Genomic DNA, 16,503 nt, shown 5'->3' on the forward strand with positions numbered 1-16,503 from the left:
TAATAAGTTCTAGAGGCAGCCTACAAATTCCGTTTCGCCGCTTCTAGGACTTTCTACTTTAAAACTTAACATCTTATTTAATAAATCGACCTCTCCTTTTAAAGATTCTTCAGATTCATTACAACGTAGCGTAAAAAGATCTTCAGACAATTCGTCTGTTACCAATGGCATTGTTTCTCCACTTTGGCAACCATCCATAATTATTTCTAATCTTAATTCGTTTGCATCATCCATTGTGATAGATGTCTGACAATCCATCTCGTATTTAATATCATCTTCTACTCTAAATAGTTTACCTGAGTAGCATCCGGTTGCTCTTGTTAAGTCAACTCTTTCATTTAAATCTAACATAAGTCAAAAATAGGTAGTGTAGTAAATTTAAAATTAGCTGGATTAGATTATTTCAATATCTGAAGGTTATTTCCAAATTCTAATCTATTGTTTAAGTGATAAATAAAGGATATTTATCTCTTTTTATCAAAGAATACTTCAAAAACTTAAAGAAATAATCACAAAACAGTTTTTAGCTAATTCAAACTTTGCTTAATGTCTAAATTAAATTACGTAAAAAGTGATAATCAGCTTAAAAATCATTTTATAAAAATTGTAATAAATCAACTAGACCTTGTATGTTTGCAGCATTAAAATTATTCTAACTGGAAAATAATACATCATATTTTTTAAGTCATGGACGCAATAAAAAGCACTAAATTAGAATTCGAAAATGCCACTGGAGTATACCACGGCAAAGTCAGAGATGTGTATTTCTTCGGTAAGAAGATTGCAATCGTTGCCACCGACCGAATTTCAGCATTCGATGTTGTTCTAAATAGAGCAATACCTTACAAAGGACAAGTGCTGAACCAAATTGCAGAAAAATTTCTTAAAATGACTGCAGACATTGTTCCGAACTGGTTAGAATCTACTCCACACTCAAATGTTCATATCGGTAAAAACTGTGAAGCTTTTGCTGTTGAAATGGTTATTAGAGGATATTTAGCAGGGCATGCTTGGAGAGAATATAAAGCAGGAAAAAGGATTCTTTGTGGTGTCGCTCTTCCTGAAGGGTTAAAAGAAAACGATAAACTTCCTGAACCAATCATTACTCCTACTACAAAAGCAATGGAAGGGCACGATGAAGATATTTCTAGAGAAGAAATTCTTGCTCAAGGCGTTGTTTCTGAAGAGGACTATGTTCAGTTAGAGAAATATACAAAAGCATTATTTAATAAAGGGACTGAATTTGCTAGAGAAAGAGGTCTTATTCTTGTTGATACTAAATATGAATTTGGTAAAGTAGAGGATAAAATCTATCTAATTGATGAAGTTCACACGCCAGATTCTTCGCGTTATTTTTATGCAGAAGGATACCAAGAGCGCCAAGATAAAGATGAACCACAGAAACAACTTTCTAAAGAATTTGTTCGTCAATGGTTAATTGAAAATGGTTTTCAAGGAAAAGATGGTCAAGAACAACCAATAATGTCAGATGAGTTTGTAAATTCTGTTTCTGATAGATATATTGAACTTTACGAAAACATAACAGGCGAAAAATTTGAAAAATCATCTTATGTAAATCAAGAAGATGAAATTTTCAAAGCAATTAATACACAATTAGGATAATTTAATGTTGTCTTGTAAAAAACTGTGTATATTGCAATCGTATTAAAATAGACTATATAAAGAAATTATGAGATTTTCTGTAAATAAAAGCGAGAAATATACCGTACTTATTCCTGAAGAAGAAAAATTAGACTCTTTAAAGGCACCTCAATTAAAAGCTGAGATTGTCACTATGTTCCAATCTGGTACTGAGAATTTAATTATCGATTTATCAAACGTAAAATACGTTGATTCATCAGGACTTAGCTCTATTTTAGTTGCTAATCGTTTAGCTGGTGAAGTGAACGGTAGATTAGTTCTTGCAGGCTTAAATGAGCATGTAATGAAACTTATCAAAATTTCTAAGTTAGAAACTGTATTGAACTTGTTGCCAACAGTGCAAGAAGCTATTGATTCAGTTTTCTTACATGAAATTGAAAAAGATATTGAAGGTGAAGACGAAAACTAAGTCTTCCTCTTATAAGATATAAATAAAAGCTCGATTCCTAATCTTTAGGACTCGAGCTTTTCTAGTGATTATAGGTACTACTAACATTCAAACCGTTGTCATTCGAAATCACCATATTAGGTTCTAGTGCCGCCGTTCCTGTAAAAGGTAGGCACATGACATCACAACATGTACGTATAGGAAATCAGCAATTTTTAATTGATTGTGGTGAAGCTACGCAACATCAATTGATAAATTTAGGAATCAGTTTGCATAAAATTGAACATATATTTATCAGTCATTTGCATGGCGATCACTTTTTTGGTCTCCCAGGATTATTATCTACGATGAATATGCAACGTAGAACAGATCCGCTATATATTCATGGACCTAGAGGTTTAGATGAAGTACTTCTTGCCAACTTTAAGCACACAAAAACTGACCTAAGTTTTAAGGTCTTTTTGTACGATAATCCAACTATGTTTCCAGAAGTAATTTATGAAAATGAAAAACTTACTGTAGAAACTATACCACTCACTCACCGTGTACCTTGTACTGGATTTCTATTTAGAGAAAAACAAAAGCAGTACAGAATAATACCTGAAAAACTACCTTCTGGGTTACCTTTCGAAGCTTTTAGAGCTTTAAAAAGAGGAGAAGATATTGATTTCCAAGGAGAACAGATATTCTATAAAAATGTTACTCTCCCTCCAAGAAAATCTAGATCTTATGCCTTTTGCTCTGATACAAAATATAGCAAGAGTGTTATTTCTAAAGTTTATGGTGTAGATTTATTATACCATGAGTCTACATTTATGCACAGGCATTTAGACAGAGCTAATACTACTTTTCACACCACTGCACACCAAGCAGGAACTGTTGCAAAAGAAGCAAAAGTTGGCGAATTACTAATTGGTCATTTTTCTGCTCGATACGGCGATTTGAACAATCTTTTAGAGGAAGCTCGTGAAGAATTCCCAAATACAGAATTAGCAAAAGAAGGAAAACAATTCACAATCTTAGAACGCGAATAGTATCATATATTCTCATTTTACTTGCTATAACAATTTTCTAAACCGAATCCCTTTGCTTTAGAATCCACATTGTATTTACAGCTTTACTCTATAAATCCTATCAGAAAAGGACAATTTATTGTATATTGTCGTATCAATATAAATATAAAATTATGCCGTTCGGATTTTTCAAAAAGAAGAAGAAAGAAGAGAAACATTACGATCCTACAAATATTACAATTAAAGATATTAGAAAAGGATATGTATTAGATTACGACTTACAAAGTTGGGAGGTTACTGAAGAATTTGAATATGATTGGGGAGACAATGACTTCTCTTATGAATTTAAATTAGAAAGTGCTACAGATGCTGTTTTTTTAAGCATTGAGGACAATGACTTTCTTACAGGAACAATATCAAGAAAATTAAAATGGGGTAAACTCCCTGACGCTGTTGATGATGCTCTTGAATCTAAAGGTAAACCACCAAAGAAAATTGTTTATGATGGTAAAGTATATTACCGTGATACAAAATCTGTAGGTTATTGGAGAAATATTGAAAATAAAGACAGTGCACCATATATGGTCTGGGAATATTATGATGACTCAGAAAAATATGTACTCTCTTTAGAACAATTTGATGATGAAGAATTTGAAGCATCACTTGGTATCGTAGAAGAGCCAGATGCTTTTAGTAATATACTACCAACCACTTAGTATTAAATATCGTTTACATAAGAAACGCATTAATTTCTAAGTAAATCAAACAACTATTAAAAATGAGAAAAATTCTCGCACTTATTTCTTTCCTGTTTTTGATTTCATGTACATCTCAGGAAACATTCAAAAAAAACCCTGTCGATCAATTAATTGTCAGCATGACTAACGTGAATAATTTCACAATTATTCTACAAGATATAGATGCTGAAGAGCATTTATTTTCATCTGATCATTATAGACAGAAGTTTAAAGTTATAACTATGGGAGCTGATAGCGTTCCTCAAACTAAAGAAACAGAATGGTACGAAGTATCTGAAACGTTCTTTAATTTACACTCTGGTGATATTGGTATGGAAGTAGCGTCAAAAGTTGACGGTAAGCTTAGTAAACAAGTATCACCTCCTGGTTACTCTGGGTATGTTGGTAATTCTCAATATGGACAGTGGAAAACTAATCCTTCTACAGGAACTAGTTTCTGGGAATTTTATGGAAGATACGCTATGATGCGTAGTGTTTTTGGAATGGGCTTTTATGGTCCAGTTTATAGATCGAGCTATATGAACTATAGAGGATACCACTCATCTGGTAGAAACTATTATGGTGGTAGCTCAGGGTCTCCAAGATATGGTTCATATTCTTCTGGAGCTCAGAAATCTAACCCTTCATTCTCAAGAAGAATGAGTACAAGTTCTAGTTTTAGAAATACTGTTGGGAGTAGCGTCAGCCGTTCTCCTGCTAGAACTGCAGCTGGTTCAAGAGCTTCTGGATACAAAAGTTCTACTTCTAGATACGGAAGTGGTTCTTCGTCTAGATCAAGATCATCTTCTAGCGGAGGAAAATAATCTAAGTAAAAAATTATATACTAATATAAACCCTCGTTAAACTCGAGGGTTTTCTTTTTTAACAAACAATGGCTTCATTTTTATCTAAGTCAAATACCTTAAAATTGGCTTTATTTGCTACTGGTTTATCTGGTATCGTAGCAGAATATGTTTTATCTACATTAGCCACTTATTTTTTAGGTAATTCAGTACTTCAATGGACACTTACATTATCCTTCATGCTTTTTGCTATGGGGTTAGGCAGTAGGTTTAGTAAATACCTTGACAAAAATTTAATTGAAAAATTTATTGTAGTCGAGTTTATTCTATCCTTTTTAGTGTCGTTTAGTTCCATAATTGCATATGGCATTTCTGCTTATGTAAGTTTTGACAAGTCACTTCACGTATTTCCATTTCCTATAGATGGCGTATTAATTTACTTTACAAGTATCTGTATAGGCTTTCTTATTGGCTTAGAAATACCGTTAGCAACTCGACTAAATGATTCTTTTGAATCGTTAAAAGTAAATATCTCCTCTGTTATGGAGAAAGATTACTTTGGTAGTTTAGTTGGTGGTTTATTCTTTGCTTTTGTTGGGTTACCTTTCTTAGGTTTAACCTATACTCCTTTTGTTTTAGGTTTTGTAAACCTATCTGTAGCAATTCTTCTTCTTTGGAGGCTAGATGATATTATAGATACAAAATGGGTAAATAAATTAAAGATCAGTAGTGTTGGTTTATTTGTTATAATTGGCGTAGGAATGGCATTTGCACAGGATGTTATTAATTATGGCGAACAAAAATTATACAAAGACAAAGTCGTATTTCAAGAGCAGACTTCTTACCAAAGAATTGTTGTTACGCAATGGAAAAATGATTATTGGTTGTATTTGAATGGACATCTTCAATTAAGTACTTTTGATGAGTGGCTTTATCACGAACCAATGGCAATTCCGGCTCTAAAGTTATCTGGTCATCCAGAAAACATCTTAATATTAGGTGGAGGTGATGGCTGTTTAGCTAGGGAAGCTCTAAAGTTTCCTTCAATCAAAAAAATTACATTAGTTGATCTTGACCCTGCCATTACAAAACTTGGTAAAGAAGATCCTATTTTTAGAAAACTAAATAACAATGCACTTAACAATGATAAAGTTAAGATTATCAATACGGATGCATTTACATTTTTAGAAAAAACTAATGAGTTTTTTGATGTAATTCTGATGGATTTCCCAGACCCTAAATCAATTGAGTTAGGAAGATTACAGTCTGCTGAAACATTCAGAATGTCATGGCATCATTTAAGACCTAATGGAGTAATTATTACCCAAGCAGGTAGCCCTTATTATGCCACAAAGGCATTTTATTGTATTGAAAAAACAATGCAAAGTGCGGGTTTTAATACAATTCCTCTTAGAAATCAAGTACTCACTCTAGGGGAATGGGGCTGGATTATGGGTACAAAAACCATGACTCCAGAACAAATGAAAGAACGTATTAGAAGTTCTAATTTGGATGATATCCCTACTAAATGGTTAAACAAAGAGGCCTTAAACTCAATTACTTCTTTTGGAAAAGGTTTAATTGAATTTGACAGTAGTAAAATTGAAATAAATACAGTTCACAATCCTGTATTACCTACATATTACGGCAAAGGAAATTGGGATTTATTCTAATCTTCCTTGATAGTATTTTCACGAATAGCATCTTCTATCAAAGAAGGTGCTATTTTTTTCTTTGGACTTAGGTTCCCTTTTTCATTCATTTGATGAACTAGACTAATCAAGTTTCCTTTTCCTTCAGTTAGTTTTCCAATTGCTTTATCAACTTCAACCTTAGAGTCCCCTACTTTTTTCTGAAGCAACAACATTGTATCAACAAAACCTCTTGCTTTATCATAAATCTTTGTAGCATGGTTTACTAAGTCTTCAATGTTTTTTTGTTGATGCTCGTTTCTCCAAAGTTCCTCAATTACTTTCAAAGTTGCCATTAATGTTGTTGGTCCAACAATAACTACCTTCCTTTTATAGGCATAATCCCATAAAGAATCTTCGTATTGCAAGGCAACCAAAAATGCAGGTTCTACAGGTACAAACATGACAACATAATCCAAACAACGGATGCCGTCTAATTTCTGATAATCTCTTTTAGCAAGTTCTTCTACATGTGCTTTTAATGCACGAATATGTAAGGCAATTTCCTTCTCTTGTAGATGTTCATTATCTGCATTTATAAATCTTTCGTATGCATTTAAAGATACTTTCGAGTCGATAATTACCTGCTTTTCACCTGGGTAGTTTACTACAACATCAGGGCGTTGCTTCTCTCCTTCATCGGTAGTATATGTTGGTTGAATGTAATATTCACTTCCTTCTCTCAATCCAGATTTGCTTAGCACCGAATCTAGAATCATTTCACCCCAATCACCTTGTGTTTTAGCATCTCCTTTTAAAGCTTTTGTTAAGTTTTGAGCATCCTGAGAAATTTGATTATTCATCTTTCTCAACATTTCTAATTCAGTTCTCAACGAAGTTCTCTCGTTAGATTCTTTACCGTAATTATCCTCAATTTTCTTTCTAAAGCTTTCTATTTGGTCTTTAAAAGGATGTAAAATTGTATTTAAATTTGATTTATTCTGATCTGTAAATTTCGACGATTTCTCTTCGAAGATCCTATTAGCCAAGTTTTCAAATTCTTTTTTAAACTGTTGATTTAAATTCTGTATATCAATGGCATTTTGATTTAAACGCTCTTGCATACTTCTATTGACCTCACGTAATTGAATATTTTCAACTTTTAATTCTTGTTCACTCTCTTTTAAGTAGTTTAATTCTTTTTCTAAAGATTGTTTGTTCTCGCTAAGCGTTTCTAGTATTCCTCTAGTATTTGCATAATTATTAGACACTTCGATTAAATTATTATCAATTACTTGGTATTGATTCTTCACATCAAGCAATTGATTTTTAAATGAAATTTTCTCCGTTTCAGCTACAGATAGTGATTGTTTTAAAGTAGTATTTTCATTAATTAATTTCTGATTTAGTTGACCGGCTTCATCTTTTGCTTGATTAAGTTTTAAGCGCTCTTTTACCTCAACCTTATATTGATGTTCTTGTTGAGCATATTTCTGTTTTAAGGAGAAATATACAATCACAACTAACAAAACTGATATAACTATTAAACATGCTACAATTAGCACTACAATGTTCATTGACACCTCTACCTCCATTTCTATAAACTTCAAAAAATACAATAATTCTATTCGAAATTAATAATAAATTAGATGATAGAAAAGAATTATACAAATTTGGAATACCTTTTAGAACTAAAATTAAATAATTCCTGTTAAACCATATAGGTCACTCTTTCACCCAAATTAACCTACTATATCTATGTCAACGCCTAACAACTCATTACAAATGATTGCCTATTCTATACAGAATTTACTTTCTATTAAAGATGATAATCAAAAAATACATTTCGATAGATTAAAATTACAAGTAGATATTGTTGCTAATGAACTTAGATTAGGTAGCATAAGACAATCTGAATTAGATATAATACATAATACATTTACTGAAGAGTTTTTAAATGATTCATTAGTAGGACATATAATTCGTAAGCCCTACGGTTACAATGAAGACTTTAGAGTTACGGATGCTATTCATGATAATTTCTTATCAGACGATTATCCTAATTGGGATAAACTTATACATTCCTCGTCTATTGCAAAGAGTATTAGAAGTAGAAAGGAATACTTTAAAAACTATTTGACTCATAAGCTTAAAAAAATAAATATACCAAGAAAAATGTTAATGATAGCACCAGGTTCTGGAAGATCATTACTCGAATTATATAAAAGAGTCAATCCAAACCTATCAACAGATTGTCTGGACTTAAACAAAAATTCAATTCATTATTACAAAGGACTTACAAAAGAATTTAGTGATAAGATAACCTATATAAACGAAAGTATTCATTCGTTTAATGTTTCTAAAAAATATGATATGATTTGGATTGAAGGTGTTTTTGAATACATGGATGATGTCACTTTTGTTAATACACTAAAACAAATTCAAACCTACATTAATAATGATGGGGACATTGTTATAAGCAACATTAGTAAAAAAAACACCTCAAAAAATATAATGGAAATACTATTTAATTGGCAATGCACTTACCGTAATAGGTTGGAATTAAACAACCTAGCTACAAAAGCCAATTTTATACCTACTCAAATTAATATCAGAAAAGACGCTACGAGGATAAACTCTTTTTTACACATTAAATAATATATGTTAAATTTTTATGTTTGATATTAGAATTTTTAATGAGATAAAATGTATATTTGCGGCATAATTTACACAATTATAAAGTGTAAAAAATCCTTTTTTAACTCATTAAATTATCAAACAAAAAATGAAGAAGCTGTCTATACTACTACTCTTCTTGTTACCTATGTACACTTTTGCACAAGATATTGATTCTCTTGTGTTAATTAATGGTGACGTGATTGTAGGAGAAATCAAAAACATGGACAAAGGTGTGGTTGAAATTGAAACACCATACAGTGATTCAAACTTTAAAATTGAATGGGACGGAATTGAAAAAATGTATTGTAATACAAACTTCATGATCACCCTTTCTGATGGCCGTAGATATAATGGACATATTACATCTACAGACCCTAGTACTTTCCATTTAATTACCCCTACTGAAACTGTAGATGTTAACCCAGATGATATTGTTTATTTAAAATCAATCAACAATTCATTTATTAGTAAGCTTTCAGCAAATGTAGATGTTGGATATAGCTATGCAAAAGCCAATAATTTATCACAATTAAATGCCTCTGCATATATTGGATATACTACTCATAGATGGCAAGTTAGTGTTAACGCAACAAGTTTAAAATCTACACAAGATGACGTTGATCCTACTGAAAGAAATGAAGGTGGTGTAACTGGTAAATATTTTTTACCACATGACTTTTATCTTACTGCAAACGTCAATTTCCTTTCAAATACAGAACAATCTATCGATCTACGTACAGTTGGTCTACTCGGTATTGGTAAGTATGTAATCCATACAAACTCTGCCTACTGGGGTTTCACTACTGGTGCATCATACCTGAACGAAACTTTTGACGCTGTTTACAATGAGGGTTCTGGAAATTTTGAAACACAACCTGCAAGATCAGAAGCTGAATGGTTTTTAGGTACTGAAATTAACCTTTTTGATACTGGTGATCTCTCTTTCATGGCCAATGCTAAAGGATACCGTTCTTTAGGCGGTAGTGACCGTTGGAGAGCTGATGTTGGAGCAAACGTAAAATATGATCTCCCTCTAGACTTTTATGTTAAGATGGGATACAATATGAACTACGATACTCAACCTGCAGAAGCTGGTAAAGAAATTGATTATCAATATACTTTCGGTTTTGGCTGGGAACTATAGAAAAAATCATAAAACCTGTGCTTAGTTATTACATAAAATCCGATTTGATGTATTAATTTGTGGATGACAACTCCAAACACAAAGAATGACAAATCCGATTTTTAATAGCAAACTAAGTAATAGACGTAAAATATTAATAGGTTTAGTGATTACACTGTTAACACTAAACCTATTACAGCTTTATTTAAATTCTGATGATACAACACGACTTCAAGAACGTGTGCAAAGTAAAAATGTAGAATTAGCTCTCACATATACAAAGCTCGATTCTATTTCTTCAGAATTAAATAAACAAATACAAATTCTAAAACTTCTTAATGAGGAAACCGAATCTTTACAAAAAGTAAAGGACAATCTCGAAAAAGAAAAAAGAGAACTCAGGTCTAATCAATTACTTGAAGAATATAGATATAACGAAATCCGTAAAAAGGTTTCTATGTATGAAGAATTACTGGCTCAAAAGGACAAGAAAATCACCTCTCTAAAACATGTAAACGATTCATTAATTTCTGAAAATTATCATCTAAAAGAAGAGAAAACATCTTTAACTTCTAAGATTAATAATTTAAAAAGCCACCAAGGAGAACTTGAGAAAGAGTTACACAAGGCAAAACGTTTAATTGCGTTTGATATTTATACTCTAGGAGGTGATAAAAAAGGAAACCTTACAAGAGCGGATAAATTAAAAATGAAAAAGACTGATCAAATTATTGTTCAGTTTAAAGTCCCAAAAAATGATGTTGTAGAAGCCGGAAATAAACAAGTCTTTTTATGTCTTATTGATCCTGATGGTGCTACAATATATAACCCTAATAATACCACTAGGTTTTTTAAACTTGAAGACAATGGAGAAAACATATTTTACACTTCAAACACTTGGTTTGAGTATAAAAATGATGAAAAAATTATCCAAGTAACCTACGATAAAAAGAACCTAATGACAAAAGGAGATTATAGTGCTCAACTTTATTGTGATGGCTATTTTATAGGAAAAACAACTTTCAGTATTTATTAATTAAACAAGATTTCTTTCATTCGCAATTGTATTATTTAGGTAGTATGATTAAGAATTTGATTGTTTTTATTTATAAAACTTCCCTATTTCCTCTTTTCTTTATTTTTTTGGTCAAAAAGTTCTATTTTTTTGTAGAACTTAGATAACTTAAGACAGTTTTTTAGCAAATTCGCAAACTGCGATTTTTAAAGAGCCTATTTTCTGTATCAATGAAAACAAATACGTATAAAACAATACAAGAAAATCCCATAGAGGAAAAAAAAATTTCTGAAAATAAATGGGTAAAACGACTTCCAAAATGGAAGTTTTTATCCAATGATTTTGAGGATGACAATAGCCAATATGTCCAAAAGGTTATTTTCATTACCCTTGTTGGTATTCTGTATATTTCTAATAGTTTTCAAGCAGAGAAATCTGAAATTAGAATCAACAAACTAGAAAAGTCTGTAGAAAAACTACGTGTAGAATACAGTACTTTAAAGTATGATTTTATTAATGAAAGTAAGCGTTCACAAATAGAAGAACGTGTTGCCCCCTTAGGACTTGTTCCCCCAGAAACTGCTCCTATTGTAATTACTGTTCCAAATTTAGAAGATAATTAAACTACAAATAAATCTATGGGAATTAGAAATTCCATATTACTCCGTGTTCGCTTTGCATTTTTACTTATTGTTGTTATTGCAACAGCAATAATTGTAAGAATATCAGATTTACAATTTGTAGAGAGAGATAAGTGGGAAAAGGCAGGAAATGCCAATAGAGTAAAAATAAGAAGAGTTGATGCAACAAGAGGTAATATATTAGCAGATGATGGAAGTTTACTTGCTACCTCTATTCCTTTCTATAAATTAGCTTTTGACCCTTGCGTTTCATCAGACAGTATTTTTAATAGCGGAGTTGATTCTCTTAGCCAATTATTATCAAGATATTTTAAAGAAAAATCTGCAAGTCAATACGATAGTTTACTTAGAACAGCTCGAAAGAAAAAAAGAAGGTATCTTATACTTAGTCACAAGTTGGTTAAGCATCAAGATAAAAAACATATTGACAATTGGCCGATCTTTAGAGAAGGTCGACATAATGGAGGTTTAATCTTTTCAAAATATGAAAAAAGATTTAAACCTTTTGATGATTTAGCCCGAAGAACAATTGGATTTATTAGTAAAGACGAAGAAGCCCAATACACGGGTAGAGGGTTAGAATTTAGTTTTAATAATGATTTAGCTGGTGTTGACGGAGAAGCACTCTTCCAAAGAGTATCTGGCAACCAATGGAAACCTTTAGATGATGGTGCTCAAGTTAGGGCAGAAAATGGTCTTGATATTCAGACTACCATCAATATGGATTTTGAAGAACACGCACATAATGTTTTAGAAAAGGCTTTAATTAAACATGAAGCAAATTTTGGAACTGTTCTTTTAATGGAAGTAAAAACAGGTCAGATTAAAGCCATTGTTAACTTAGGTAGAACTTCTGAAGGAAAATACATAGAAGATTTTAATTATGCTATCCAAGGAGTAATGGAACCTGGCTCAACGTTTAAAAGTGCATCTATGCTTGCTTTATTAGAAGAGTTTGATTTAAACGTTAAAGATTCTGTAAATGCAGGTGACGGTAAATATATGTTCTATGATGAATGTATTATGACTGACTCTCATTATAATGGTTTCGGTATGTTATCCGTAGATGAAGTAATTGAAAAATCATCAAACATTGGTATTTCAAAATTGATATTTAAAAACTTTAGAAGTAACCCTGAAAGATTCTTTAAATATCTAGATCGTTTTAATTTAACTTCCACTATTGGTTTCCAAATGGAAGGAGAAGGAAAACCATACATTAGTAGACCGGGTGACCCGAACTGGTCGGGATGTTCTTTACCATGGATTTCTATTGGATACGAAGTAGAAACATCTCCACTACAAATGCTGACCTTCTATAACGCTATAGCCAATAATGGTAAAATGGTTGCCCCTAGAATTGTTAAGAAAATTCTTAGAGGAAATGAAGTTATTAGTGAAGCAGGAGTTAAAACCATTCGAAAAAGTATTAGTTCTGAACGTTCTTTAAAAGCACTACAAGGTATGCTTAGAAAAGTTGTTCAAACAGGTACCGCTAAAAAAATTAATAATAATGAGTTTGCTATTTCTGGTAAAACAGGAACTACTCAAAAATTAAAAAACGGTAAATACACAAAAAATTACTATACCTCTTTTGTTGGTTACTTTCCTTCTGAAGCCCCTACCTATTCTATGATAGTAGCAATCGATGAGCCAAAAGGTGCCAACCAATATGGTGGAGACGTTTGTGCTCCCGTATTTTTAGATATTGCAGAAGTTGTTTATTCTAGAACAACAGAACGTGATATTCATTATATCAATAATGAAAATGAATCTGCTTTCCCATACATCAAAGCGGGTAATTATAATGATTTACTTTTACTTTCTGACGCTTTTGATATTCAACAAGTATCAGAAAATACTACCCAATGGGTAAGAACAAGAGTTAAGGGAGATACTATTGCTTGGGTAAATGCTTCTGTTAAAAAAGGCCTTATGCCAGATGTTAGAGGTATGACACTAAGAGATGCAATGTATTTAATAGAAAATGAAGGTGCTACTGTACATCCTTTAGGGAATGGTAGAGTTGTTACACAATCAATTTCTCCAGGAAGCCGTGTGAATAGTAGAACAAATGTCTATTTAAAACTGAAATAAAGACATTAATAACGTGAAAGGACAAAAAGAAATAGCTCAGTTATTAAAAGGTTTGGAATATGAATTGATACAAGGAGATTTATCTCAAAAAGTATCAGATGTCCAACTAGATTCAAGAAAATTAACTGAGGATAGCTTATTTATTGCTATCAAAGGTACTGCATTAGATGCTCACAAATTTATACCTAAAGCCATTGAGTTAGGAGCTAAATCTATTATTTTAGAAGATACTCCAAGTCAATTTGTAGAAGGTATTACATATATCAAGATAAATACTACATCTCAGGCCGCTGGTATAATTGCGGCCAACTTTTATGACAACCCATCAGAAAAAGTTAAAGTTGTAGCTGTTACAGGAACAAATGGTAAGACAACTGTTGTTACTCTCCTTCAAAATCTCTTTATAAAACTAGGTTATAATACAGGAGCTTTAACTACAATTGAGAATAAAATCAATGATGAAATTATTCCAACAAAACTTACTACTCCAGACCCTGTAACATTACAATTCCTTTTATCTGAAATGGTAAAAAAGAATTGTTCTTATTGCTTTATGGAAGCAAGTTCGCACGCAATTGTGCAAGGACGACTACAAGGAATTAATTTAGAAGGTGCATTATTTTCAAACATCAGTCATGATCATCTCGATTATCATGGTACAATGAAAGAATATATTAATGCCAAGAAACGTCTTTTTGATACTCTCCCTAAAAAAGCTTTTGCTTTAGTGAATATTGATGACAAAAGAGGAAATGTTATGCTTCAAAATTGCAGAGCAAAACATTATTCTTTTGGGTTACATAGTATGGCTAATTTCAAAGGTAAACTTATTGATAATACTTTTGAGGGAATTCAAATGGATATCAATGGACATGATGCATGGTTCCAATTAATTGGTTCTTTTAATGCTTACAATGTAATTTCTGCTTATGCCACTGCTATTTGCTTAGGTGAAGATGAGTTTACAACATTACAGGCTTTATCAGAATTAAAACCTGCAAAAGGACGTTTTGAACAAATTGTTTCTAAAAATAATATTCGTGGTATTATAGATTATGCTCACACTCCTGATGCTCTTGAAAATGTTTTAGAAACAATAAGAGATATTAGAGAAGAAGGAGAGAGAATAATTACTGTAATTGGTTGCGGTGGAGATAGAGATACTTCTAAACGACCTATTATGGCAAAAACTGCTGCAATGCTAAGTGAAGAAGTGATCTTAACTTCTGACAACCCAAGAACGGAAAAACCTGAGGACATTTTAGATGAAATGGAAGATGGTATATCACCCACACAAGCTAGAAGAACACAACTTATTTTAGATAGAAAAGAAGCTATTCTGAAAGCTGTTGAAATTGCAGAACCTCGTGATATTATTCTATTAGCTGGAAAAGGACACGAGACTTATCAAGAAATAAATGGTGTAAGGCATCATTTTGATGATAAAGAAGAACTTTTCAAGGCTTTTAATTAAAGAGAACAAATAAGAATTTACTATATATATGTTATATCATTTATTTTCATATCTACATAAACATTATGACGTTGTAGGCACAGGAGTATTTCAATATATTACTGTTAGAGCAATGCTTGCAACAATTTTTTCTATGGTCTACATTGCTGTATTTGGCCAACCAATCATTCGCCAACTACAAAAGATGCAGATGGGCGAAATTGTTAGAAATTTAGGCTTAGCGGGTCAGATGGAAAAGCAAGGAACGCCTACAATGGGTGGTCTGATTATTATTGGAGCAATATTATTTCCAGTTTTATTATTTGCTGATCTTACAAATGTATATATCCATCTCTTAATTACTACTTTACTTTGGACTGGGGCTATTGGCTTCTTGGATGATTACTTAAAACGTATCAAAAAGAACAAAGATGGTTTAAGTGGTAAATTTAAAATTATTGGTCAGATTGGTTTAGGCCTAATCGTTGGACTCACATTACTATCTAATGACGATGTTAAAGTGAGACAATTTGAAGAAAGTGCTAAATCTAAAAAAGTAACTGAACTTGTAGAAGGAGTTGATTATAAAGATCAAAAATCTTTAGAAACAACCGTTCCTTTTTTAAAGCATAATAAATTTGATTATTCTCAAGTATTACCAAATAAGACTGTTTCACATGTTCTTTATGTATTACTTGTTATTTTTATTATAACTGCAGTTTCTAATGGTGTAAATATTACTGATGGTTTAGATGGTTTAGCAGCTGGTACAGCAGGTATTGTTGCCACAGCTCTCGCTATCTTCGCCTACCTATCAGGTAACATTATTTTCTCTAGTTATTTAGATATAATGTACATTCCTAATTCTGGTGAAGTTGCTATTTTCTCTACAGCCTTAATTGGTGCTTGTATTGGCTTTTTATGGTTTAACGCTTATCCTGCTCAGGTTTTCATGGGTGATACGGGTAGTTTAGCACTTGGTGGGGTTATAGGAACTTTAGCAATTGTATTAAGAAAAGAATTGATGATTCCATTAATGTGTGGAGTCTTTTTAGTAGAAAATTTATCTGTTATAATACAGGTTTTCTATTTTAAATATACCAAGAAAAAATACGGTGAAGGAAAAAGAGTATTCCTTATGGCTCCTTTACACCACCATTACCAAAAGAAAGAAATTCCTGAACCAAAGATTGTAACTAGGTTCTGGATTATTAATATCCTTTTAGTTATTGCTACAATCCTTACGCTTAAAATTCGCTAA

At 31.9% G+C, this 16,503-nt stretch carries 15 protein-coding genes; 13 read left to right on the top strand and 2 right to left on the bottom strand.

Annotation, left to right across the window (positions count from 1 at the left end; translation table 11 throughout):
• Positions 1–9 precede the first annotated feature (9 nt).
• Entirely contained in the window at positions 10–351 is a 342-nt protein-coding gene (locus EI427_RS10545; protein WP_126614378.1) for a hypothetical protein, read from the bottom strand.
• Positions 352–687: 336 nt separating this feature from the next.
• Here EI427_RS10545 and EI427_RS10550 point away from each other — a divergent pair, with 336 nt between their 5' ends.
• From EI427_RS10550 to EI427_RS10575, 6 genes are all read left to right on the top strand, one after another.
• Positions 688–1,623, top strand: a complete 936-nt coding sequence (locus tag EI427_RS10550; RefSeq protein WP_126614380.1) for a phosphoribosylaminoimidazolesuccinocarboxamide synthase — start codon at positions 688–690, stop codon at positions 1,621–1,623.
• A gap of 67 nt (positions 1,624–1,690) precedes the next feature.
• Entirely contained in the window at positions 1,691–2,071 is a 381-nt protein-coding gene (locus tag EI427_RS10555) for an STAS domain-containing protein (RefSeq protein WP_126614382.1), read from the top strand.
• Positions 2,072–2,166: 95 nt separating this feature from the next.
• Complete coding sequence (locus EI427_RS10560) at positions 2,167–3,084, top strand: ribonuclease Z (RefSeq protein WP_126614384.1); 918 nt, start codon at positions 2,167–2,169, stop codon at positions 3,082–3,084.
• 152 nt (positions 3,085–3,236) lie between these two features.
• Positions 3,237–3,779: a DUF4178 domain-containing protein gene (locus tag EI427_RS10565; RefSeq protein WP_126614386.1), complete on the top strand. Its 543-nt coding sequence runs from the start codon at positions 3,237–3,239 to the stop codon at positions 3,777–3,779.
• A gap of 62 nt (positions 3,780–3,841) precedes the next feature.
• Positions 3,842–4,624, top strand: coding sequence for a hypothetical protein (locus tag EI427_RS10570; protein ID WP_126614388.1), 783 nt, complete (start codon positions 3,842–3,844; stop codon positions 4,622–4,624).
• 68 nt (positions 4,625–4,692) lie between these two features.
• Positions 4,693–6,276 carry a polyamine aminopropyltransferase gene (locus EI427_RS10575; RefSeq protein ID WP_126614390.1) on the top strand — a complete coding sequence of 528 codons (1,584 nt, stop codon included), beginning with the start codon at positions 4,693–4,695 and terminating at the stop codon, positions 6,274–6,276.
• Here EI427_RS10575 and rmuC read toward each other — a convergent pair.
• Positions 6,273–7,844: a DNA recombination protein RmuC gene (gene rmuC / locus EI427_RS10580; RefSeq protein ID WP_126614392.1), complete on the bottom strand. Its 1,572-nt coding sequence runs from the start codon at positions 7,842–7,844 to the stop codon at positions 6,273–6,275. The genes EI427_RS10575 and rmuC overlap by 4 nt on opposite strands.
• A gap of 148 nt (positions 7,845–7,992) precedes the next feature.
• On the opposite strand from rmuC, the gene EI427_RS10585 reads away from it, so the two are divergent.
• From EI427_RS10585 to mraY, 7 genes are all read left to right on the top strand, one after another.
• Entirely contained in the window at positions 7,993–8,892 is a 900-nt protein-coding gene (locus EI427_RS10585) for a class I SAM-dependent methyltransferase (RefSeq protein WP_126614394.1), read from the top strand.
• Positions 8,893–9,019: 127 nt separating this feature from the next.
• Complete coding sequence (locus tag EI427_RS10590) at positions 9,020–10,057, top strand: DUF481 domain-containing protein (RefSeq protein WP_126614396.1); 1,038 nt, start codon at positions 9,020–9,022, stop codon at positions 10,055–10,057.
• 85 nt (positions 10,058–10,142) lie between these two features.
• Entirely contained in the window at positions 10,143–11,072 is a 930-nt protein-coding gene (locus tag EI427_RS10595; protein ID WP_126614398.1) for a hypothetical protein, read from the top strand.
• Positions 11,073–11,281: 209 nt separating this feature from the next.
• Complete coding sequence (locus EI427_RS10600; protein WP_126614400.1) at positions 11,282–11,674, top strand: FtsL-like putative cell division protein; 393 nt, start codon at positions 11,282–11,284, stop codon at positions 11,672–11,674.
• Between the two features lie 15 nt (positions 11,675–11,689).
• Positions 11,690–13,789 carry a penicillin-binding protein gene (locus EI427_RS10605; RefSeq protein WP_126614401.1) on the top strand — a complete coding sequence of 700 codons (2,100 nt, stop codon included), beginning with the start codon at positions 11,690–11,692 and terminating at the stop codon, positions 13,787–13,789.
• A gap of 13 nt (positions 13,790–13,802) precedes the next feature.
• Positions 13,803–15,263 (top strand): UDP-N-acetylmuramoyl-L-alanyl-D-glutamate--2,6-diaminopimelate ligase, encoded by a 1,461-nt coding sequence (locus EI427_RS10610; protein ID WP_240655299.1) that lies wholly within the window; start codon positions 13,803–13,805, stop codon positions 15,261–15,263.
• A 28-nt stretch (positions 15,264–15,291) separates the two neighbouring features.
• Positions 15,292–16,503, top strand: coding sequence for a phospho-N-acetylmuramoyl-pentapeptide-transferase (gene mraY, locus EI427_RS10615; protein WP_126614402.1), 1,212 nt, complete (start codon positions 15,292–15,294; stop codon positions 16,501–16,503).

The sequence above is a fragment of the Flammeovirga pectinis genome (assembly GCF_003970675.1).
GTDB classification, from domain to species: domain Bacteria; phylum Bacteroidota; class Bacteroidia; order Cytophagales; family Flammeovirgaceae; genus Flammeovirga; species Flammeovirga pectinis.

What these genes read in the sequence shown, in the direction of transcription:
- EI427_RS10550 (WP_126614380.1), top strand. Translation starts at nt 688, where the DNA reads ATGGACGCAATAAAAAGCACTAAATTAGAATTCGAAAATGCCACTGGA.
- EI427_RS10585 (WP_126614394.1), top strand. Translation starts at nt 7,993, where the DNA reads ATGTCAACGCCTAACAACTCATTACAAATGATTGCCTATTCTATACAG.
- EI427_RS10600 (WP_126614400.1), top strand. Translation starts at nt 11,282, where the DNA reads ATGAAAACAAATACGTATAAAACAATACAAGAAAATCCCATAGAGGAA.
- EI427_RS10575 (WP_126614390.1), top strand. Translation starts at nt 4,693, where the DNA reads ATGGCTTCATTTTTATCTAAGTCAAATACCTTAAAATTGGCTTTATTT.
- EI427_RS10545 (WP_126614378.1), bottom strand. Translation starts at nt 351, where the DNA reads ATGTTAGATTTAAATGAAAGAGTTGACTTAACAAGAGCAACCGGATGC.
- EI427_RS10565 (WP_126614386.1), top strand. Translation starts at nt 3,237, where the DNA reads ATGCCGTTCGGATTTTTCAAAAAGAAGAAGAAAGAAGAGAAACATTAC.
- EI427_RS10555 (WP_126614382.1), top strand. Translation starts at nt 1,691, where the DNA reads ATGAGATTTTCTGTAAATAAAAGCGAGAAATATACCGTACTTATTCCT.
- EI427_RS10570 (WP_126614388.1), top strand. Translation starts at nt 3,842, where the DNA reads ATGAGAAAAATTCTCGCACTTATTTCTTTCCTGTTTTTGATTTCATGT.
- EI427_RS10590 (WP_126614396.1), top strand. Translation starts at nt 9,020, where the DNA reads ATGAAGAAGCTGTCTATACTACTACTCTTCTTGTTACCTATGTACACT.
- mraY (WP_126614402.1), top strand. Translation starts at nt 15,292, where the DNA reads ATGTTATATCATTTATTTTCATATCTACATAAACATTATGACGTTGTA.
- EI427_RS10595 (WP_126614398.1), top strand. Translation starts at nt 10,143, where the DNA reads ATGACAAATCCGATTTTTAATAGCAAACTAAGTAATAGACGTAAAATA.
- EI427_RS10605 (WP_126614401.1), top strand. Translation starts at nt 11,690, where the DNA reads ATGGGAATTAGAAATTCCATATTACTCCGTGTTCGCTTTGCATTTTTA.